The organism is Lysobacter sp., assembly GCF_035655815.1.
Lineage (GTDB): Bacteria > Pseudomonadota > Gammaproteobacteria > Xanthomonadales > Xanthomonadaceae > Lysobacter_J.
This window is the reverse complement of the sequence record NZ_DASRTS010000015.1, coordinates 98536-116410: the sequence shown is the minus strand read 5'-3', so window position 1 is coordinate 116410 and position 17875 is coordinate 98536. Positions and strand designations below refer to the sequence as shown.

Below are 17875 nucleotides of genomic sequence, written 5' to 3'. Positions count from 1 at the left end.
TGCGGTGCCGGGAGAACGGGACAGGGCGCTAGAATACGTCTTTGCCCAAGGGCAGGACCAATGCCAGTACAGGACAACGCCGCGCCGCTGGTCGGCATCGTGATGGGATCGCGCTCCGACTGGGAGACGATGCAGCATGCCGCCGCGAAGCTCGAGGCGCTGGGCGTCCCGCACGAAGTGCGCGTCGTCTCCGCGCACCGCACCCCGGATGTGCTGTTCGACTACGCCGCCACCGCGGGCTCGCGCGGCCTGCGCGCGATCATCGCCGGCGCCGGCGGTGCGGCCCACCTGCCGGGCATGCTGGCGGCCAAGACCGCGGTACCGGTGCTGGGCGTGCCGGTGCAGAGCAAGGCGCTCAACGGCATGGATTCGCTGCTGTCGATCGTGCAGATGCCGGCGGGTATTCCGGTCGCCACGTTCGCCATCGGCAACGCGGGTGCAGCCAACGCGGCGCTGTTCGCCGCGGCAATGCTGGCTCCGGAGCATTCCAGCATTGCGACCGCGCTCGACGCATTCCGCACGCGCCAGACGGACGACGTCCTCGCGAACGACGATCCACGCAAATGACCACGGTCGGCATTCTCGGTGGCGGGCAACTGGCCCGCATGCTCGCGCTTTCCGGCGCGCCGCTGGGCCTGCGTTTCCTGGTGATGGACAACGTGGCCGATGCCTGCGCGGGCCAGTTCGCGCCGATGGTCGTCGGTGATTACCGCGACGAGACCGCGCTGGCCGAGTTCGCGTCCCGCGTGGACGTGGCGACCTTCGATTTCGAGAACGTGCCCGCCGAATCGGCGCAGTGGCTCAGCCAGCGCGTGCCGGTGTTCCCCAATCCGGGCGCGTTGGCGACGGCGCAGGATCGCCTGGCCGAAAAGACGCTGTTCCGCGAACTGGACATCCCGGTGCCACCGTTCGCGGCCATCGAGACGCGTGAGCAGCTCGATGCGGCGCTGGCCGGGATCGGTACGCCGTGCATCCTCAAGACCCGCCGCCTCGGCTACGACGGCAAGGGCCAGTTCCGCATCAAGTCGCTCGCCGACGCGGCGGCGGCATGGGAAGCGCTCGGCGCGCAGGCGCTGAAGGTGGGACTGATCCTCGAAGGCTTCGTTCACTTCGAGCGCGAGCTGTCGGTGGTGGCCGTACGTGGACGCGATGGCGAGTTCCGCGCCTGGCCGCTGACCGAGAACTGGCACGTCGATGGCGTGCTGTCCGCCAGCCTCGCGCCGGCCCGGGTCGACGAAGCACTGATGCAGAAGGCCTACGCGCACGCGCGCAAATTGGCCGAAGCGATGGATTACGTGGGCGTGTTCGCGCTGGAACTGTTCTGCCGCGACGGCGAACTACTGGCCAACGAACTCGCACCGCGCGTGCACAACTCGGGTCATTGGACCATCGAGGGCAGCGAGACCAGCCAGTTCCAGAACCACCTTCGCGCGGTGCTCGGCCTGCCGCTTGGCGATACCCGCATGGTGGGCATGGCGTGCATGCTCAACTGGATTGGCGAGATGCCCGATGCACTGCCGATGCTGCGCGAGGCCGGCGGCCACTGGCACGACTATGGCAAGCAGCCGCGGGCGGGGCGCAAGGTTGGACACGCGACGCTGCGGGCCGACGATGCGGGTGAGCTGGCGGCGTCGCTCAAGCGTGTTGGTGCGGCGCTGGGGCGTGAGGCGCAGGTGGCGCCGGTGATCGAGGCGTTGAAGTAGCGCGATCGTCTTCTGTCGGTGCACGTCATCCCCCGCCAAGGCGGGTTCAGCCGCGAGATGCGTCAGGCTCGACGGAGGACGTGACGCGTCCGCACGTGGATTCCTGCTTTCGCGGGAATGACGGCAACAAGAGAAAAAAACGGCCGGGTTTCCCCGGCCGTTTGTTGTCTGCGAATGCATGCGTCGTTTACTGCTTCAGGTTCGACGCCACGAAGTCCCAGTTGACCAGGTTCCAGAACGCCTCGACGTACTTCGGGCGGGCGTTGCGGTAGTCGATGTAGTACGCGTGTTCCCACACGTCGCAGGTCAGCAGCGGGATGTCCTCGCCGGTGATCGGCGTATTGGCATTGGACGTGCTGACCAGGCCCAGCGAGCCGTCCGGACGCTGCACCAGCCAGCCCCAGCCGGAGCCGAAGGTGCCGATGGAGAGCTTGGTGAACTCTTCCTTGAACTTGGCGAAGTCGCCGAACGCCTTGTTGATCAGTTCGGCCAGCTTGCCGGTCGGCTCGCCGCCACCGTTGGGCGACAGGCAGTTCCAGTAGAAGGTGTGGTTCCACACCTGCGCGGCATTGTTGAACATGCCGCCCTGCGACTTGCGGATGATCTCCACCAGCGGCATCTGCTCGAACTCGGTGCCCTCGATCATCTTGTTGAGGTTGTCCACGTAGGTCTTGTGGTGCTTGCCGTGGTGGTAGTCCAGCGTCTCGCCGGAGATGTGCGGTTCCAGCGCGGTACGGTCGTAGGGAAGGGGAGGCAGTTCGATGGCCATTGCGGGCTCCTGAGGGCTGGCTAAGGGAAGTGCCGGGCGGCGAGCCGGGAAACGGCGCGTCCGCGGCGCGGGAAGGCCTTACAATTGGCCATTCTATCCCCACGTTTCGTTGCCGTGCCGTCAACTGCGGGCAACGCACCATTGCAGGAGTTGCGCCATGTCCGTTATGGAGCGGATCCAGGCTGAAGTCGAAAGCCATCCGATCGTCCTTTTCATGAAGGGGACTGCGCAGTTCCCGATGTGCGGCTTCTCCAGCCGCGCGGTGCAGGCACTCAAGGCCGCCGGTGCGACGGAACTGCATACGGTCAACGTGCTGGAGGATCCGGAGATCCGCGCCAACCTGCCGCGCTACTCCAACTGGCCGACGTTCCCGCAGCTCTTCATCCACGGCGAGCTGATCGGCGGCTGCGACATCACGCTGGAGCTGTTCGAGTCCGGCGAACTGGCGCGCATGATCAGCGAGACCCAGCATCAGTGAGCAGCCCCGATGTGCGGGCCGCGCGCCCGCTCGACGGCCGCGTCGTCCTGGTGACCGGCGCCTACGGCGGACTCGGCAGCGCGGCGTCGCTGGCGTGCGCGCGCGCCGGCGCCAGCGTGGTCCTGCTCGGTCGCAAGGTGCCCAAGTTGAACCGCGTGTACGACACGCTGGCGCAGGTCGGGCCGGAGCCGCTGCTGTACCCGCTCGACCTGGAGGGCGCGGACGCCGACGACTACGCCGAACTGGCGCAACGCATCGAAAGCGAACTCGGACGGCTGGACGGCGTGCTGCATTGCGCGGCGGACTTCCCTGGCCTTACGCCGCTCGCGCAGACCGATCCGGCCGCATTCGCGCGCGCGTTGCACGTGAACCTCACCGGCCCGTGGTGGCTCACCCAGGCATGCCTGTCCCTGCTCGCCAAGGCTGAGGATGCGGCGGTCGTGTTCGTCACCGACGACCCGGCCCGTGTCGGCGGTGCGTACTGGGGCGGGTACGGCCTGGCCAAGCAGGGCGTGGCCGATCTGGTCGGCATGCTGCATGCGGAAGTCGGCAATTCCAGCGTGCGCATCTGCGGTCTGCAGCCCGGCCCCATGCGTACGCCGCTGCGTGCCAAAGCGTACGTGGAGGAGGGCGACCAGGCCGCAGTGGATCCGGCGGCGTATGCCGGCGCCTGCGTCACGCTGCTGTCGCCGGCCGGGGCCGCGCACCGTGGCCGCATCTGGGCCCCCGGACCCGCCCGCTCCGATCTCACGCTGACCCAGCTGCAGTGACCGCACCATGACCATCGCTTCCGCGGCCCTGCTGCTGTTCCTGATCCTCGATCCGCTCGGCAACGTGCCGGTGTTCCTCAGCCTGCTGCGCGGGCTACCGCCGCGTCGCCAGCGCATCGTGCTGGCACGCGAGTTGCTGATCGCCCTCGGCGTGCTGATGGTGTTCCTGTGGGGCGGCAAGTACGCGCTGGAACTGATGCACCTGCGCCAGGAGTCGGTGTCGATCGCCGGCGGCATCGTGCTGTTCCTGATCGGCATCCGCATGATCTTCCCGCCGCCTGAAGGCCTGATGGGCGAGATCCCCGACGGTGAGCCCTTCATCGTCCCCATGGCCATCCCGCTGGTGGCCGGCCCGTCCGGCATGGCGGCGGTGATGCTGATGGGAAGCAACGAGCCCGAGCGACTGGGCGAATGGAGCCTGGCCCTGCTGATCGCGTGGGGCGCCACCGCGGCGATCCTGTTCTCGGCGACCCTGCTGTACAAGCTGCTCGGCCGCCGCGCGCTGACCGCCATCGAACGCCTGATGGGCATGCTGCTGGTGGCAATCTCGGTCCAGATGTTCCTGGACGGCCTGGCTACCTATCTGAAGATCTCGCCTCCCTGATCGCCTGACAGGCGAGGGAAGGTGCCGGTTCCGTCGACGGCTGCGGCCAGGTTGCCGCAGTGCGTCAGTCCTGGCCGTACGCCCGTTCCGCGGCCCTTGTCACAGTGTGGCGGTTCTTGATGGCCGTCACGTCTCTGTCACACAGGCTCTCTAGCCTGTTAAACTGCTGTTAACCGGCGGGCTCCGGTCCGGCGCCCCAGGGGGCGAAACCCAAACTTCTGCGAAGGTGCGACCGGGGTCGCACCTAGCCCACCTCTTGTGTACCTACGTACGAGGCCATCGTAATGACCCATCCGAACCGCGTCCGCTTGTCCAAGCTCACGCTTGGCCTGCTCGCCGCCCTCGCCACCGCCCCCGTGTTTGCGCAGGCCACCTCCGCCGGTGTCGGCGGCCTGGTGACCCGCACCGATGGTCAGCCCGTTGCTGGCGCCGAAGTCGTTATCACCCACGTCGAATCCGGTACGGTCAGCCGCGCAACCACGGATGCGAGCGGTCGCTACGCCGCGCGGGGCCTGCGCGTCGGCGGTCCTTACACCGTGACGATCACCAAGTCCGGTGAAGGCACGAAGACCGAAGACGGCGTCTACCTCGATCTGAACAAGGTCAACACCGTCAACGCCGCGCTGACCGGCGACCTCACCACGCTTGACGCGGTCACCGCGGTTGCCATCGGCGGCTCCGAAGTGTTCAGCGCGACCAAGATGGGTGCCGGCACGAGCATCAGCCGCCAGACCATCGAAGCGCTGCCGTCGGTCAACGGCAACATCCAGGATTACATGCGCCTGGATCCGCGCGTCAGCTTCACCGACCGTGCTTCGGGCTCGATCTCGGCCGGCGGCATGAATCCGCGCTTCAACAAGATCACCATCGACGGCGTCTCGGCCAGCGATACCTTTGGCCTGGAAGGCAACAACATGCCGACCCAGCGCCAGCCAGTATCGATGGAAGCCATCGAGGCCGTCGATGTGAACGTGTCGAACTACGACGTGTCGTTCTCCGGTGCGGCCGGTGCCAACGTCAACGCGGTCACCAAGTCGGGCACCAACGAGTTCCACGGCTCGGTGTACGGCAGCTATCGCGACGGTGACTGGTTCGGCGACTATCCGGCCCGCGTGGCTGGCAGCACTCTGGACGTCACCGGTCTTCCGTTCGACGAGTTCAAGGACGAGACGACGTACGGTGCGACCTTCGGCGGCCCGATCGTGAAGGACAAGTTGTTCTTCTTCGTGAACTACGAGAACTTCAAGCAGACCGACATCGGCCCTGCCGGCAAGAGCCAGGGTACCAACCCGCTCGCCGTGGGTGCCGATTTCACCGCCGCCGACGTGGCGACGGTGCAGGACATCGCAAACAATGTCTGGGGCTTCGATCCGGGCAGCACGAGTGGCACCGGCGACACCGAGCTTGAGGAATACGCGGTCAAGTTCGACTGGAACATCAACGACGCCCACCGCGCCAACTTCCGCTACAGCAAGCTGGAGCAGAACCGCGTTCGTCCGGAAGCGTCGACCGCCAGCGTCCTCGCGCTGAGTTCTAACTGGTTCAACCACGTCAAGACCGTGGAAAGCTATGTCGGCCAGCTCTTCAGCGATTGGACCGATACGTTCTCGACCGAGTTCAAGGTTTCGTATCGCGATTACTCGGCGGTCCGCGTCAGCCCGACTACGGCGCCGACTATCTCGGTCTTCTTCGATGACGGCAACCCTGCCACCGCCATCAACACCGGTGACGCCATCCGCCTGGGCACCGAGCGCAGCTCGCCGGGCAATACGCTGCTGACCGAAACCTGGAACTACTTCGGTGCAGGCACGTGGACGCTGGGCGACCACGACCTGAAGTTCGGCGCCGAGTACAGCGAGAACGAGGTCTACAACTTCTTCCTGCAGGATTCGTGGGGCAACTACAGCTTCTACGTTCCGAAGGTGGGCGGTGTGGCCGACTTCGGCAACCTGATCCGCGGCCAGTACTTCGACTACGACCTGCAGACCAACCCGGCCAACCCGGATGCGATCGCCGCGCGTTACAAGGACAAGCGCCTGGGCCTGTTCGTGCAGGACACCTGGTATGTCTCGCCCAACCTGACCCTGAGCTTCGGCGTTCGCGCCGATCACGCCGACGCCACCCCGCCGCCGCCGTTTAACGCCTGCTTCGCCTCGCCGCGCGTGGCCAACGGCGCTGGCCCGGCCAGCTGCCCGAACGGCGGCTTCGGTCTGGACAACACCAACACTTACAGCGACGACTACCTGATCCAGCCCCGTTTTGGCTTCAATTACACGTTCGACTGGGAACGTCCGGCCCAGCTGCGCGGTGGCATCGGCCTGTTCCAGGGCGACGCGCCGAACGTGTGGGTGGGTAACTCGTACAGCAGCACCGGCATGAACTACATCGCGTACGGCACGCCGGGCACGTGGTCGGCCACCAATTCGCAGGTCATCAACTGCATGGGCACGGGCGCCAATGGCTGGAACCCGGTCACTGGTTGCAACAATGGCATCAACTTCAGCGGCGACGGCCTGAACCAGCCGATCCCTGCGACGGGTGCCGGCATACGCAACGTCAACCTGATCGGCAACGACTTCGAACTGCCGTCGGTGTGGAAGGCGAATCTGGCCATGGATGTCGAAACGCCGTGGAACGGCGTGGTCGCGTCGGCCGAGCTGCTGCTGACCGACGTCAAGAACGGCCTGTTCTACCGCAGCCTCAACGTGGGCCCGGGCTTCCTCGGTCCGGATGGCCGCGTGCTGTACTGGAATCCGAACAGCCGCAACAAGAACACCACCGCGCGTTTCGGTAACAACAGCTACTTCGGTGACGTCTACCAGATCGAGAACACCAACAAGGGTAAGGGCCAGCAGTTCACTGTCGGCCTGAACAAGCCTTTCAGTGAGGAAAGCGACTGGTCGTGGAGTCTGTTCTACACCTACACCAACGCCGAGGAAGTGTCCGCGCTGACCAGCTCCACTGCCGGCTCGGGTTACGGTTCGCAGCTGGGCTTCAATATCAATGAGCCGACCAGCTCGACGGCCCGCTACGAAATCCGCGATCGCATCACCGGCTCGTTGAACTGGGACCACAAGTTCTTCGGTGACTACACCACGCACGTTGGCCTGTTCTACGAAGGCCGCAGCGGTCGTCCTTACAGCTACATCTTCAGCGGCGACGCCAACGGCGACGGGCGAACCTTCAACGACCTGTTCTACGTGCCGGCGGGCCCGGGCGACGTGCTGTTCGGTACGCTCAGCGCAACCGGCGTGTTCACGCCGAACGCAGCGATGGAGCAGGCTTTCTGGGATTACCTGGGCACGCAGACCGACCTGAACGCCTATCGCGGCCAGGTCGCGCCGGAGAACGCCTTCCGCGCCAGCTGGGTCAACACCTTCGACGTGCGCATCAGTCAGGAACTGCCGGGCTTCTTCGACGGCCACAAGTCGCAGATCTGGATGGACATCCAGAACATCGGCAACCTGCTGAACAAGGACTGGGGCCACATCGTCGACTATGGCTTCAACGCCAACAACGCGGTGGCCAGCTTCGTGGGCATCGACCCGGCGACTGGCAAGTACGTGTACACGTACCGCAGCGGCACCGAGTTCGGCCAAGCCACCGCACGCGGGCTGCCGACCAACGCCGACGGTCAGACCAACGGTGTCTCGCAGTGGTCGATCTCTGTGGGCCTCCGTTACGAGTTCTGATCCACAGAACTTGCGCTGTAATGAGAACGGCCGGGGCAACCTGGCCGTTTTCTTTTTATGGGGCAGGGGGATAGAGTCGCAGGGCCAATGACGAAGAACGCAACGAGAAAGCGCAGAGAGATTTGATGAGCACCGCCACCCCTATCGAAACCACCCTTCCCACCGTCAACGCCCGCATCTACCCGAAGGGCGGGCTGGACGTGCTCTCGCACGCCGAGGTCGCACGGCTGCGTGACGTGTCGACCGGCATGCACGACCTGCTGCGCCGCTGCGCGCTGGCCGTGCTGACCAGTGGCAGCGCGTCGGACGATCCGCGCGCGGCGCGCGAGCTGTACCCGGAATTCGACATCGAGGTGCACCAGCAGGATCGCGGCATGCGCATCGACCTGCACAACGCGCCGGCGATGGCGTTCGTGGACGGCGAGATCATCCGCGGCGTCGCCGAACTGCTGTTCGCGGTGGTGCGCGACCTGGCATATACCGCGATGGACCTGGGCGCGGACTGCGGCCGCGACCTGGAGAGCACCGAAGGCATCACCGACGCGGTGTTCGGCCTGCTGCGCAACGCGCGCATCCTGCATCCGGCCGAGCCGAACCTGGTGGTCTGCTGGGGCGGCCATTCCATCTCGCGCGACGAGTACGTCTACACCAAGCAGGTGGGTTACGAACTGGGACTGCGCGGCCTGGACATCTGCACCGGTTGCGGTCCGGGCGCAATGAAGGGCCCGATGAAGGGCGCGACCATCGCGCACGCCAAGCAGCGCCGCTTCAAGACGCGCTACATCGGCATTACCGAACCGGGCATCATCGCGGCCGAATCGCCGAACCCGATCGTGAATCACCTGGTGATCATGCCGGACATCGAGAAGCGCCTCGAAGCGTTCGTGCGCCTGGGCCACGGCATCATCGTGTTCCCCGGCGGCGTCGGCACGGCGGAGGAGATCCTGTACCTGCTCGGCATCCTGCTGCGCGAGGAGAACGCGAACCTGCCGTTCCCGCTCATCTTCACCGGCCCGACCACCGCCGCGCCGTACTTCGAACAGATCGACAAGTTCATCCGCCTGACGCTGGGCGAAGCGGCGACCTCGCGTTACGAGATCATCATCGGCGACCCCGATCAGGTGGCCAAGCGCATGTCGATCGGCATCCGCAAGGTGCGCGAGCACCGCATCGCGCAGAAGGACTCGTTCTTCTTCAACTGGTCGGTCGATATTCCGCTGGAATTCCAGCGTCCGTTCGTGCCGACGCATGAAGCGATGGCCGCGCTCGACCTGCACCACGGTCGCAAGCCGCACGAGTTGGCGGCCGATCTGCGCCGCGCGTTCTCGGGCATCGTGGCCGGCAACGTGAAGGAAGACGGCATGCGCCGCATCGAGGCGCACGGGCCGTTCGAGATCCACGGCGACGCGGACATGATGCAGTCCCTCGACGCACTGCTGCGTGCCTTCGTGCAGCAGCGCCGCATGAAGATCGCGGGCGAGTACAAGCCCTGCTATCGCGTGGTGGCTTGATCATCCGCAGCCCTTCTGCGCTCGGCGTCGAAGGGAGTGCCGGGCTGAGAGGGCTCGGGTGAGGAGCGATGCTTGCGTCGTCGCAGATCGCTTGAGCGCGGTTCGGTTCGCGGAGAGCCGGGCGTGCTGCAGGCGGCTCGACACGTGTGCGGTGCGATTTGATGTTCAATCGGATCAAGGGAAACGACGGGCGCCGTCATCGGCGGCAGCGGGCTGGGTAACAGCCCCACTGCACTCATCCGGTCGTCGGCAGCCTCACCGTCGCGATGAACCGCTTGCCTTCCAGCTGGGTGAGCACGCTGCCGCGCCCTCCGGTAAGCGCCTCGATCCGCACCTGCGAGGCGTTCAATCCGACCTGATGACCCGGGCGATTCTCGCCGCCCGGAGCCAGCGGATTGGTAATCCGCACGATCACGGTATCGGGTGTGGTCGTGACGGCGATCTCGATCTCGCCGCCGTCCGGTCGTCGTTCGATGCCGTGCCGGATCGCGTTCTCCACCAGAGGCTGGATCGACAGCGCCGGCACCGTGACCTTGGGCAACTCGCGCGGCAGCTTCCACGCCACCCGCAGCCGCTCGCCGAAGCGCAGCGATTCGATTTCCAGATAGCGGCGGGCGAGGGCGAGTTCGTCCTCCAGCGAGATGTCGCGCGGCCCTGCGAGCGCGGCGCGGAACAGGTCGGCCAGATCCAGCAGCAGGCGCTCCACTTCCTCGGGCTGCCGCCGGACCAGTGCGGCACCGGTGTTGAGCGTGTTGAACAGGAAGTGGGGGCGGATACGTGCCTGTAGCGCTTCCAGTTCCGACTGCCTGGCGCGCAACGTCATCTGGCGGGCTCGCCAGTAGTTCTGGAACACCGCCAGCCCAAGCAGGCCGACCGTAAGGACGATGCCGGTCAGTCGCAGGAATGGCCCGCGCCACTCGCGTTCTTCCGAAGGCCACAGTCCCGCGAGCAACCCCCACGCCATGCTTGCGACGAGCCAGGTTGCGATGACTAGCAGCCCCAGGACGATGTAGGCCAGCCGTTGCGGCCGTACGTCCGCCAAGGCGTGTCGCATCAAGTACAGGCCGCCGAGCGCGGCAAGTGTGACCCACTGGATCGCGATGGATGAAAGGCCGAAATACACCCACCGGTCACCCGTGATCCCCGGTGCCAGGGCGAGCACGACCGCCAACCCTTCGCCGGCCAGCACGACCCAGATGATGACGGAGGCGCGCCATAGCGCGTCGAGTGGGCTTGTGGTGGGCTCTGTTCTCGCCACGTGGCACGGATGCTGCAACGTAAAGGTGACCGCCATCATGCCGCGGGGCCGCTGACGCCTCCACCCCTGCCGCCCATCGGTCCTTGGTGGAACCGCCTGTCGGAACGGCCTACCGTAGCCATGTCGTAAATAGGGGAAACACCATGTTCGTCCTCCAGGGCGCCTCGCCAAGGCGTGGTCCTGTCCATGCGCGCGCGGCCCGGGCAGCCGGCTTCACTCTGATCGAGCTCCTGGTCACCGTCTCGATCATCGGGATTCTGGCGGCCATGGCTTATCCCAGCATGACTTCGATGATCAACGCGAACCGCCTGGCGGGCGCGACGAATGAAATGATCGCCACGCTGCAGCTGGCGCGCATGGAAGCGGTCCGCCTGAATGCACCGGTGACGGTATGCCGCACGGAGGATGGGACTACCTGCAAGGCAGGCGTGCTCTGGAACAGCTGGATCATTCTGGCTGACGCCGATCGGGACGGAACGGTGGACGACGTGCTGCGTGTCAGCAATGCGACTGCGCCACTGGAGGTCAACGCCAGTGCCGCGGTGCAGAACAGCAGCCTGAGCTTCCGCTCCGATGGGCGTGCGCGGGCAGCCAACGGCTCCCTGCTCAACGCGCAATTCTCGGTCTGTCTGCCTGTCACCAAGCCGGTGGATAACGAGCGCCTCATTTCAATCGGGGCTGGCAGCAGGGTGTCATCCAGCTCGAGCAATGCCGCTGGCAAATGCTTGGCCCCCGGCGATTCGAAAGGTTAGGAGAGCGATACCAGATGCCATACCGCAATCACCCTTCATCACCCGGGCGACAGGGCGGCGTCGGCCTCATCGAGGTCCTTATCGCCGTTCTCGTCATGGCCATCGGCCTGCTGGGCATCGCAGCCCTGCAGGCGACGGCGCTGCGCAATAGCCAGAGCTCGATGGAGCGCAGCCAGGCAACCGTGCACAGCTACGCCATTCTGGACGCGATGCGCGCGAACCTGGATTCGGCGCGCGCCGGCAACTACGACATGGACATGACCTGTGATGCTCCCGAATTGCCCGAGGAGCCGTCACTGGGGGAAGCGGACAAGGCTGCCTGGGTTGCATCCCTGCATTCCGACCTTGGTGAAACCTCCTGCGGCAAGGTGGAGTGTGTTGCCGCCTCCGAAGGCGACGCCATGGACTGCACCGTGACCGTGCAATGGAACGACAGCCGCGGTTCGGGCGGCGAAGAAGAACAGACCATGGTCACCACGGTGCGCATATGAGCCGCGTGCAATTCAGTGGCGCGCGTCGCGCGCAATCCGGTTTCACCCTGGTCGAGTTGATGATCTCGCTGGTGCTGGGCCTGCTGGTTGCAGGTGCCGCGGCCGGCATCTTCCTCTCCAACCAGCGCACGTTCCGGGCAACCGATAGCCTCGCCCGCATCCAGGAGAACGCCCGCGTCGCATTCGAGCTGATGGCGCGGGATGTCCGGGAAGCGGCAGGCAATCCCTGCGGGAAGAACCTGCCGATGGCCAACGTACTTAACGGTTCGTCTGCCGGGAATGCGCCGTGGTGGATGAAATGGGACCAGGGCATCGTCGGCTATGACAATGGGGCGCTCGCCGGTTCAGCTGGTGGTACCGACGCATTGGAGTTCCTGGCGGCCGGCAACTCAACTGTGACGGTGACCCAGCACGACCAACAGGCGGGCAATCCTGGCTCCCCTGCGAATTTCAAGGTCAATACGACTACCCACGGCCTGCGTGACAACGACATCATCCTCGTGTGCGACTACACGCAGGCGAGCATCGTGCAGCTCAACAAGGCGGCCGATGGCAATCTGACCGTGGAATTCAACAAGGGCAACGCAACCTCGCCCGGCAACTGCACCAAGGGCCTCGGCGTGCCGGTCATCTGCACGGCCAATGGTTCGTCCAAGTCGTACGGGCCCAATTCACTCGTTGCCAAATTGTATGCAGTGCAATGGTACGTAGCGGACAACGGGCGTGGCGGTCGATCGCTGTATCGGGTGTACATGGACAAGGGGGCCCCACTTCCCGCCGAGGAAGTCGCCGAGCAGGTGCAGGACATGCAGCTCAGCTACCTCCAGGCTGGAGGCGTGGGTTATGTGACCGCCGGCGCCGTCACCGACTGGAAGAGCGTGGTAGCCGTACAGATCAGCCTGTCCATGCAAGGAACCACCAACGTTGGTGAGGGCAGGACCCAGCTCAAGCGCACCTTGACCCACGTCGTCACGCTCCGGAATCGCACCTCATGAAGCGAAACATCCAGATTGCTCGCAAACAGCGCGGCGCGGCACTGATCGTCGTGCTCATCCTGCTCATCCTGGTGACGCTCCTGGGGCTGGCGAGCCTGCGCGGCGCGCTGATGGAGGAGCGAATGAGCGCAAACATGTTCGACCGTGGCATCGCATTCCAGGCTGCTGAGTCCGCGCTGCGCATCGCCGAGCAGAAGGTTCGAGTCGCAGCTGCCGCAGGCCAATCGATCGGCGTCGACTGCTCCGCAATCGGTGTCATTTGCGTCGGCACTCCACCGAACGTGAATGCCAGCAACCCGGCCAAGTGCGAAGCCAACTCCTCTGGTTGCTGGGCCGACATTGGTGAAGCCGACAAGGACGCGTACTCGGAAACGGTAGCGGGCACACCGCAGTACTACATCGAGTTCATGGGCGACTTCCCGGTCAACGCGGAAGACTCGGGTGCCGGGCGCAGCGCGTCGGGAAACCAGTATGGTGCCCCGCCACCGACCTATGGCAAGTCGATCTATCGCATCTCGGCCCGTAGCCACGACCCGAGCCGCATATCGGGTCGCGCAGTCGTAGCGCTGCAAGCCACCATTGAATTGCGTTAAGTCCGGCCAATGGCCGAACAGAAGAACAACTTCGGAGTCAGATCGATGACCGTTCGATCCTCAAAGCTGAAAAAGGGCAGGGCCATGCCGCGATGGATGGCGGCGACCCTTGCCGCTCTCATCACCGCGGTCACCGGTACCGTTACTGCGCAGGTGGATATCGCGCAGGCACCGCTGTACGTCGGTTCACGAGTTCCTGGCAACCTGGCCCTTGTTCCGTCGGTGGAGTACCCGACGATCATCAGCCAGGCCAACATCGGCCCGTATGACGTCAACCGCAAGTACATGGGCTACTTCGACGCCGACAAGTGCTATACGTATGTTTACGACGATGTCGAAACCAAGCGTCATTTCCAGCCGGTTGCGACCACTGCCAACCATCAATGCTCCAATACTCGCTGGAGCGGCAATTTCCTGAACTGGGCGGCGACGCAGACGATCGATCCCTTCCGTCTCGCCCTTACCGGCGGTTATCGCGTCCTGGACGAGCCTAGCAAGACATGGCTCGAGAAGGCTCGCCACGACCGCAACAGCCTCTATCCGAACCGTTCAATCACCAGCAACATCTCCACGTCCACGCCGGCCTCATGGGGCTCGCTTGTCGTCAGGGTGCAAGGCCTTGGCAACAAGATGTACCTGGCAGCCAATTACAAGAGCAATGGCGACAACAACGACATCGATCGCTCTGGCGCTGTCCCCTACAATCCTGACCGTCACTCCCTGATCGTCAAGAACAACAGGCCCGTCGTCGAGGACACTGGCGACTGCCAGACGAGGTGGGGGCAGACGACCTGCCAGAACCTGTCGACGACGTTGCTGGAGGTCAGCGTTCGCGTCGCGGTGTGTGTGGAGGGCCTGCTCGAACCCAACTGCAAGCAGTACAGCCAGGGCTGGAAACCGGAAGGCCTGATTCAGGAGTACTCGGACCGGATCCGCTACAGCATTTTCGGCTACCTCAACGATTCCAGCATCACCCGTGACGGCGGTGTACTTCGTGCCAACCAGAAATTCGTGGGGCCTGAGACTCATGATCCCACACGAGGGGTGCTAGCAAACTCCGCCCGCGAGTGGGATCCGACAACCGGTGTTCTCTATGCGAATCCTGATGCGGCAGCGGCGGCGGCGACGCCCGGGGGCATTACCAACAGCGGTGTCATCAACTATCTGAACAAGTTCGGGCAGATGACGTCTGCCGAACACAAAAGCATCGACCCGGTCAGTGAGCTCTATTACACCGCAGTACGCTATTTCAAGAAGCAGGGCAACGTAACCGCGTACAGCGACATCAGCAGCAATGCGTACACGCTTGCTGACGGCTTCCCGGTAATCACTGACTGGAATGATCCAATTCAGTACCGCTGCCAGGCTAATGTCGTGCTCGGCATCGGCGACGTCTACACACACCGCGACAAAAACCTCCCCGGTAATTCAAGCACCAGTGAGGAGCCAAAGGTCCCGGCGGAAGTTAGTGCCGACAAGACCGTCGACGTCGTAAAGGCAACGAAGAAGGTCGCCGAACTCGAAGGCATTACCATCAACACGCCCTTCACTGGCCGCAACAACTCCGCCTACATCGCCGGTCTAGCCTACGACTCGCACACTCGCGACATCCGCGGTGATGTGAGTGGCAAGCAGACGATCGCGACGCATTGGGTGGACGTGCGCGAGAACCAGATCCTTGAGCCGAAAACCGCAAACCAGTACTGGCTGGCAGCCAAGTACGGCGGCTTCCGTGTTCCGGAGGATTTTGACCCCTATGCCCGCACGCAGCCTCTGGATCCGAGCTGGTGGCACTCCAATACTGATTACCTGACCAGTGGTGCCAACGGTGGTACCACCAGCACCGTGACCAACTACCCGCGTGCCGACAACTTCTACGTTGCGAGCGAAGCGGACAAGATGATCGAAAGCTTGACGAAGGCGTTCAAGCAGATTGCTGCGGAAGTGAGCGGTTCTTCGGCATCGCTCGCGGCCAACAGCACACGTCTTGAAAGCGGCGCGATGGCATACCAGGCTCGCTTTTACAGCCCATCGTGGCGCGGCGAGTTGAGCGCCTATGCGCTGGATCCGACCACGGGGGGCTTCTCCGCCGACCCCGTCTGGAACGCAGGCGACATGCTGGGCAAGAAGGCTTGGACAGAGCGCAAGATCTATGTGCATAACCCGCAGGCCGCGGCTGGCAAGCGTTACCAGTTGGCGACGTGGGACGCGCTGGGTGCTGCGCAGCAGAGCGCGCTTGGCGAGCAGAAGGTGCTCGATTATCTCCGCGGCGACCGTACGAACGAGGGCGTGTTCCGGACACGCCAGAGTGTGCTCGGCGACATCGTGCACTCGCAGCCGGTATATGTTGGTCAACCGGACGCGCGCCTGTACTACGGGGCAGGGTTCGATGGCGCTGCTGACTATGTGAAGTTCGCCGAAGATCAGGCCCAACGGCTTGGCGTGGTCTACGTGGGCGCCAACGATGGCATGCTCCACGCTTTCAATGCGGAGACCGGCGAGGAGGTGTACGCCTTCATGCCAGCCGCAGCGATCAACGCCGACCTCAAGAGCCTCACGTCGCCTGATTACGAGCACCGGTTCTTTGTCGACGGTGAAGTGACTGTCGCCGACGTCTATTCGAAGGCCGACAAGGAGTGGAAGACCATCCTGGTGGGAAGCATGGGGCGTGGCGGAAAGGCCGTATTCGCGCTCGACGTGACCGACCCGGAAGCCGTTAAGTTCCTCTGGGAGAAGAACGCGACCGACGTCGCGGCGCTGGGTAACGTTCTGGGCAAGCCGATCATTGCGCAGGTCGCCAACGGCGACTGGCAGGTGCTGATCGGTAACGGTCCAAACAGCAGCACCGGGACGGCGCAGCTGGTGATGATCGGCGTGGAGTCTGGTACCGTCACGACCGTATCGACCGGCGTGTCAGGCGATAACGGTCTTTCCGCAGTGGATGCATGGGACAAGGACCGCGACGGATTCTATGACACCGTTTACGGCGGCGACCTTGCGGGCAACCTGTGGCGCTTCACAGGCGTTGGCAAAGGCACGGCCAAGGCGGAGAAGATGTTCGAAGCGGTTGGACCTGACAGCAATGTCCAGCCGATCACCGCGGCGCCGCTGATCATGATGAACACCGAGACTCGCGACGTGTGGGTCTATGTCGGGACCGGACGCTATCTTGGCAGTGGCGACGTCGCAAACAAGGACGTGCAGTCGTGGTACGGGCTCATGGACAAGGGGGCGGCAATTACCGGCCGCACGGACCTCGTCGAATCTGAAATCCTGGCCGAAGTCGCCAAGGGTGATCTGCTCGCCCGCGTCACCAGTGAGCTGAAGGGGGCCGACCTGGCTGGAAAGAGCGGTTGGTACATGGACCTGGTTTCACCAGTGAACGGCAAGGAGGGTGAACGAATGGTCGTGCCTAACCGTTTCGAGCGGGGAATGCTGCTTGGTACCACGCGCATTCCGGACTCCTCGGACGTGTGCAGCCCGGGCGGGCGTGGTTTCGTGATGGCCATCGATCCATTCACTGGCTCCCGACCCTCCTCCTCGTTCTTCGATGTCAACGGTGATGGCAAGTTCGACGACAAGGACATGGTCAAGGTCGGTGACAAACTGATGCCCGCGAGCGGCATCGGGTTCGGCAGCAGCCCGAACGGTCCGATCTTCGTGGACGACGACATGCTGGTGAACCTCGACGACGGCTCCAAGAAGAAGATCGATACTCGTGGTACTGGCTCGAAGGCGTCGCGAATCTCGTGGCGCGAACTGTTGATGGATTGACGGGGAAAGATGAACATGCTGAGCACCTACTCCCAGCGTCATCGCACCGCGCGCAGCGCGGTGCGGGGTTTCACCTTGATCGAGTTGATGATCGTCGTCGGCATCATCGCGGTCCTGGCCGCAATCGCGTATCCCTCGTACCAGAATCACGTCCTCAAGTCGCGTCGCGCTGCAGCCGCTGCGTGCTCGCTCGAGGCCGCGCAGTTCATGGAGCGGTTCTATACGACCAATCTCAAGTACGACAAGGATGCCGGCGGCAACGGCGTGGCACTGCCCGCGTCGACATGCGCCAATGACTTGGCGGCGTTCTACACGATCAGTCTGTCGGCAGTAGCAGCCAACACGTACACCATCCAGGCGGCGCCGAAGGGCGCACAGGCCCGCGACACGAAGTGCGCGACGCTTTCGCTCAACGAGAAGGGTGAGAAGAAGACGAGCAACACGGGCACGTCCGTGTCCGAATGCTGGTGATGCGATCGGGCGGA

15 protein-coding genes are annotated in these 17875 nt (G+C 64.1%); 13 read left to right on the top strand and 2 right to left on the bottom strand.

Annotation, left to right across the window (positions count from 1 at the left end; genetic code table 11):
- Positions 1-60: 60 nt before the first annotated feature.
- On the top strand, positions 61-567 hold the full coding sequence (purE, locus tag VFE83_RS03975; protein WP_324903580.1) for a 5-(carboxyamino)imidazole ribonucleotide mutase: 507 nt from the start codon (positions 61-63) through the stop codon (positions 565-567).
- Positions 564-1703 (top strand): 5-(carboxyamino)imidazole ribonucleotide synthase, encoded by a 1140-nt coding sequence (locus VFE83_RS03970; protein WP_324903579.1) that lies wholly within the window; start codon positions 564-566, stop codon positions 1701-1703. The genes purE and VFE83_RS03970 overlap by 4 nt, the downstream gene beginning before the upstream one ends.
- Before the next feature lie 187 nt (positions 1704-1890).
- On the opposite strand, the gene VFE83_RS03965 is transcribed toward VFE83_RS03970, so the two are convergent.
- The gene (locus tag VFE83_RS03965; RefSeq protein ID WP_324903578.1) at positions 1891-2472 is read right to left on the bottom strand and encodes a superoxide dismutase; all 582 of its coding nucleotides are present in this window, start codon (positions 2470-2472) and stop codon (positions 1891-1893) included.
- Between the two features lie 157 nt (positions 2473-2629).
- Between VFE83_RS03965 and grxD the strand changes: the two genes are divergently transcribed.
- The 5 genes from grxD to ppnN all read left to right on the top strand — a co-directional run bounded on the left by grxD (position 2630) and on the right by ppnN (position 9527).
- Positions 2630-2950, top strand: coding sequence for a Grx4 family monothiol glutaredoxin (grxD, locus tag VFE83_RS03960; RefSeq protein WP_324903577.1), 321 nt, complete (start codon positions 2630-2632; stop codon positions 2948-2950).
- Positions 2947-3720: an SDR family NAD(P)-dependent oxidoreductase gene (locus VFE83_RS03955; protein WP_324903576.1), complete on the top strand. Its 774-nt coding sequence runs from the start codon at positions 2947-2949 to the stop codon at positions 3718-3720. The genes grxD and VFE83_RS03955 overlap by 4 nt, the downstream gene beginning before the upstream one ends.
- A 7-nt stretch (positions 3721-3727) precedes the next feature.
- Positions 3728-4324: a YhgN family NAAT transporter gene (locus VFE83_RS03950; RefSeq protein WP_324903575.1), complete on the top strand. Its 597-nt coding sequence runs from the start codon at positions 3728-3730 to the stop codon at positions 4322-4324.
- Between the two features lie 284 nt (positions 4325-4608).
- Positions 4609-8016 (top strand): TonB-dependent receptor, encoded by a 3408-nt coding sequence (locus VFE83_RS03945; RefSeq protein ID WP_324903574.1) that lies wholly within the window; start codon positions 4609-4611, stop codon positions 8014-8016.
- A 125-nt stretch (positions 8017-8141) separates the two neighbouring features.
- Entirely contained in the window at positions 8142-9527 is a 1386-nt protein-coding gene (gene ppnN / locus VFE83_RS03940) for a nucleotide 5'-monophosphate nucleosidase PpnN (RefSeq protein ID WP_324903573.1), read from the top strand.
- A 235-nt stretch (positions 9528-9762) separates the two neighbouring features.
- Here ppnN and VFE83_RS03935 read toward each other — a convergent pair whose 3' ends face one another.
- Positions 9763-10728 (bottom strand): sensor histidine kinase, encoded by a 966-nt coding sequence (locus VFE83_RS03935; protein WP_414674685.1) that lies wholly within the window; start codon positions 10726-10728, stop codon positions 9763-9765.
- A gap of 200 nt (positions 10729-10928) precedes the next feature.
- Between VFE83_RS03935 and VFE83_RS03930 the strand changes: the two genes are divergently transcribed.
- The 6 genes from VFE83_RS03930 to VFE83_RS03905 are packed head-to-tail and all read left to right on the top strand — an operon-like array spanning position 10929 to position 17861.
- Entirely contained in the window at positions 10929-11537 is a 609-nt protein-coding gene (locus VFE83_RS03930; RefSeq protein ID WP_324903571.1) for a GspH/FimT family pseudopilin, read from the top strand.
- 14 nt (positions 11538-11551) lie between these two features.
- Positions 11552-12028: a type IV pilus modification protein PilV gene (gene pilV / locus VFE83_RS03925; RefSeq protein WP_324903570.1), complete on the top strand. Its 477-nt coding sequence runs from the start codon at positions 11552-11554 to the stop codon at positions 12026-12028.
- Complete coding sequence (locus VFE83_RS03920) at positions 12025-13023, top strand: PilW family protein (protein WP_324903569.1); 999 nt, start codon at positions 12025-12027, stop codon at positions 13021-13023. The genes pilV and VFE83_RS03920 overlap by 4 nt, the downstream gene beginning before the upstream one ends.
- Positions 13020-13616, top strand: a complete 597-nt coding sequence (locus VFE83_RS03915) for a pilus assembly PilX family protein (RefSeq protein WP_324903568.1) — start codon at positions 13020-13022, stop codon at positions 13614-13616. The genes VFE83_RS03920 and VFE83_RS03915 overlap by 4 nt, the downstream gene beginning before the upstream one ends.
- 9 nt (positions 13617-13625) lie before the next feature.
- Positions 13626-17390 (top strand): pilus assembly protein, encoded by a 3765-nt coding sequence (locus VFE83_RS03910; protein ID WP_324903567.1) that lies wholly within the window; start codon positions 13626-13628, stop codon positions 17388-17390.
- Between the two features lie 15 nt (positions 17391-17405).
- Positions 17406-17861 (top strand): type IV pilin protein, encoded by a 456-nt coding sequence (locus VFE83_RS03905; protein WP_324903566.1) that lies wholly within the window; start codon positions 17406-17408, stop codon positions 17859-17861.
- The last annotated feature ends 14 nt before the right edge of the window (positions 17862-17875 follow it).

What these genes read in the sequence shown, in the direction of transcription:
- VFE83_RS03965 (WP_324903578.1), bottom strand. Translation starts at nt 2,472, where the DNA reads ATGGCCATCGAACTGCCTCCCCTTCCCTACGACCGTACCGCGCTGGAA.
- VFE83_RS03910 (WP_324903567.1), top strand. Translation starts at nt 13,626, where the DNA reads ATGGCCGAACAGAAGAACAACTTCGGAGTCAGATCGATGACCGTTCGA.
- VFE83_RS03905 (WP_324903566.1), top strand. Translation starts at nt 17,406, where the DNA reads ATGCTGAGCACCTACTCCCAGCGTCATCGCACCGCGCGCAGCGCGGTG.
- VFE83_RS03930 (WP_324903571.1), top strand. Translation starts at nt 10,929, where the DNA reads ATGTTCGTCCTCCAGGGCGCCTCGCCAAGGCGTGGTCCTGTCCATGCG.
- purE (WP_324903580.1), top strand. Translation starts at nt 61, where the DNA reads ATGCCAGTACAGGACAACGCCGCGCCGCTGGTCGGCATCGTGATGGGA.
- VFE83_RS03945 (WP_324903574.1), top strand. Translation starts at nt 4,609, where the DNA reads ATGACCCATCCGAACCGCGTCCGCTTGTCCAAGCTCACGCTTGGCCTG.
- VFE83_RS03915 (WP_324903568.1), top strand. Translation starts at nt 13,020, where the DNA reads ATGAAGCGAAACATCCAGATTGCTCGCAAACAGCGCGGCGCGGCACTG.
- VFE83_RS03920 (WP_324903569.1), top strand. Translation starts at nt 12,025, where the DNA reads ATGAGCCGCGTGCAATTCAGTGGCGCGCGTCGCGCGCAATCCGGTTTC.
- grxD (WP_324903577.1), top strand. Translation starts at nt 2,630, where the DNA reads ATGTCCGTTATGGAGCGGATCCAGGCTGAAGTCGAAAGCCATCCGATC.
- VFE83_RS03950 (WP_324903575.1), top strand. Translation starts at nt 3,728, where the DNA reads ATGACCATCGCTTCCGCGGCCCTGCTGCTGTTCCTGATCCTCGATCCG.
- pilV (WP_324903570.1), top strand. Translation starts at nt 11,552, where the DNA reads ATGCCATACCGCAATCACCCTTCATCACCCGGGCGACAGGGCGGCGTC.
- VFE83_RS03970 (WP_324903579.1), top strand. Translation starts at nt 564, where the DNA reads ATGACCACGGTCGGCATTCTCGGTGGCGGGCAACTGGCCCGCATGCTC.
- ppnN (WP_324903573.1), top strand. Translation starts at nt 8,142, where the DNA reads ATGAGCACCGCCACCCCTATCGAAACCACCCTTCCCACCGTCAACGCC.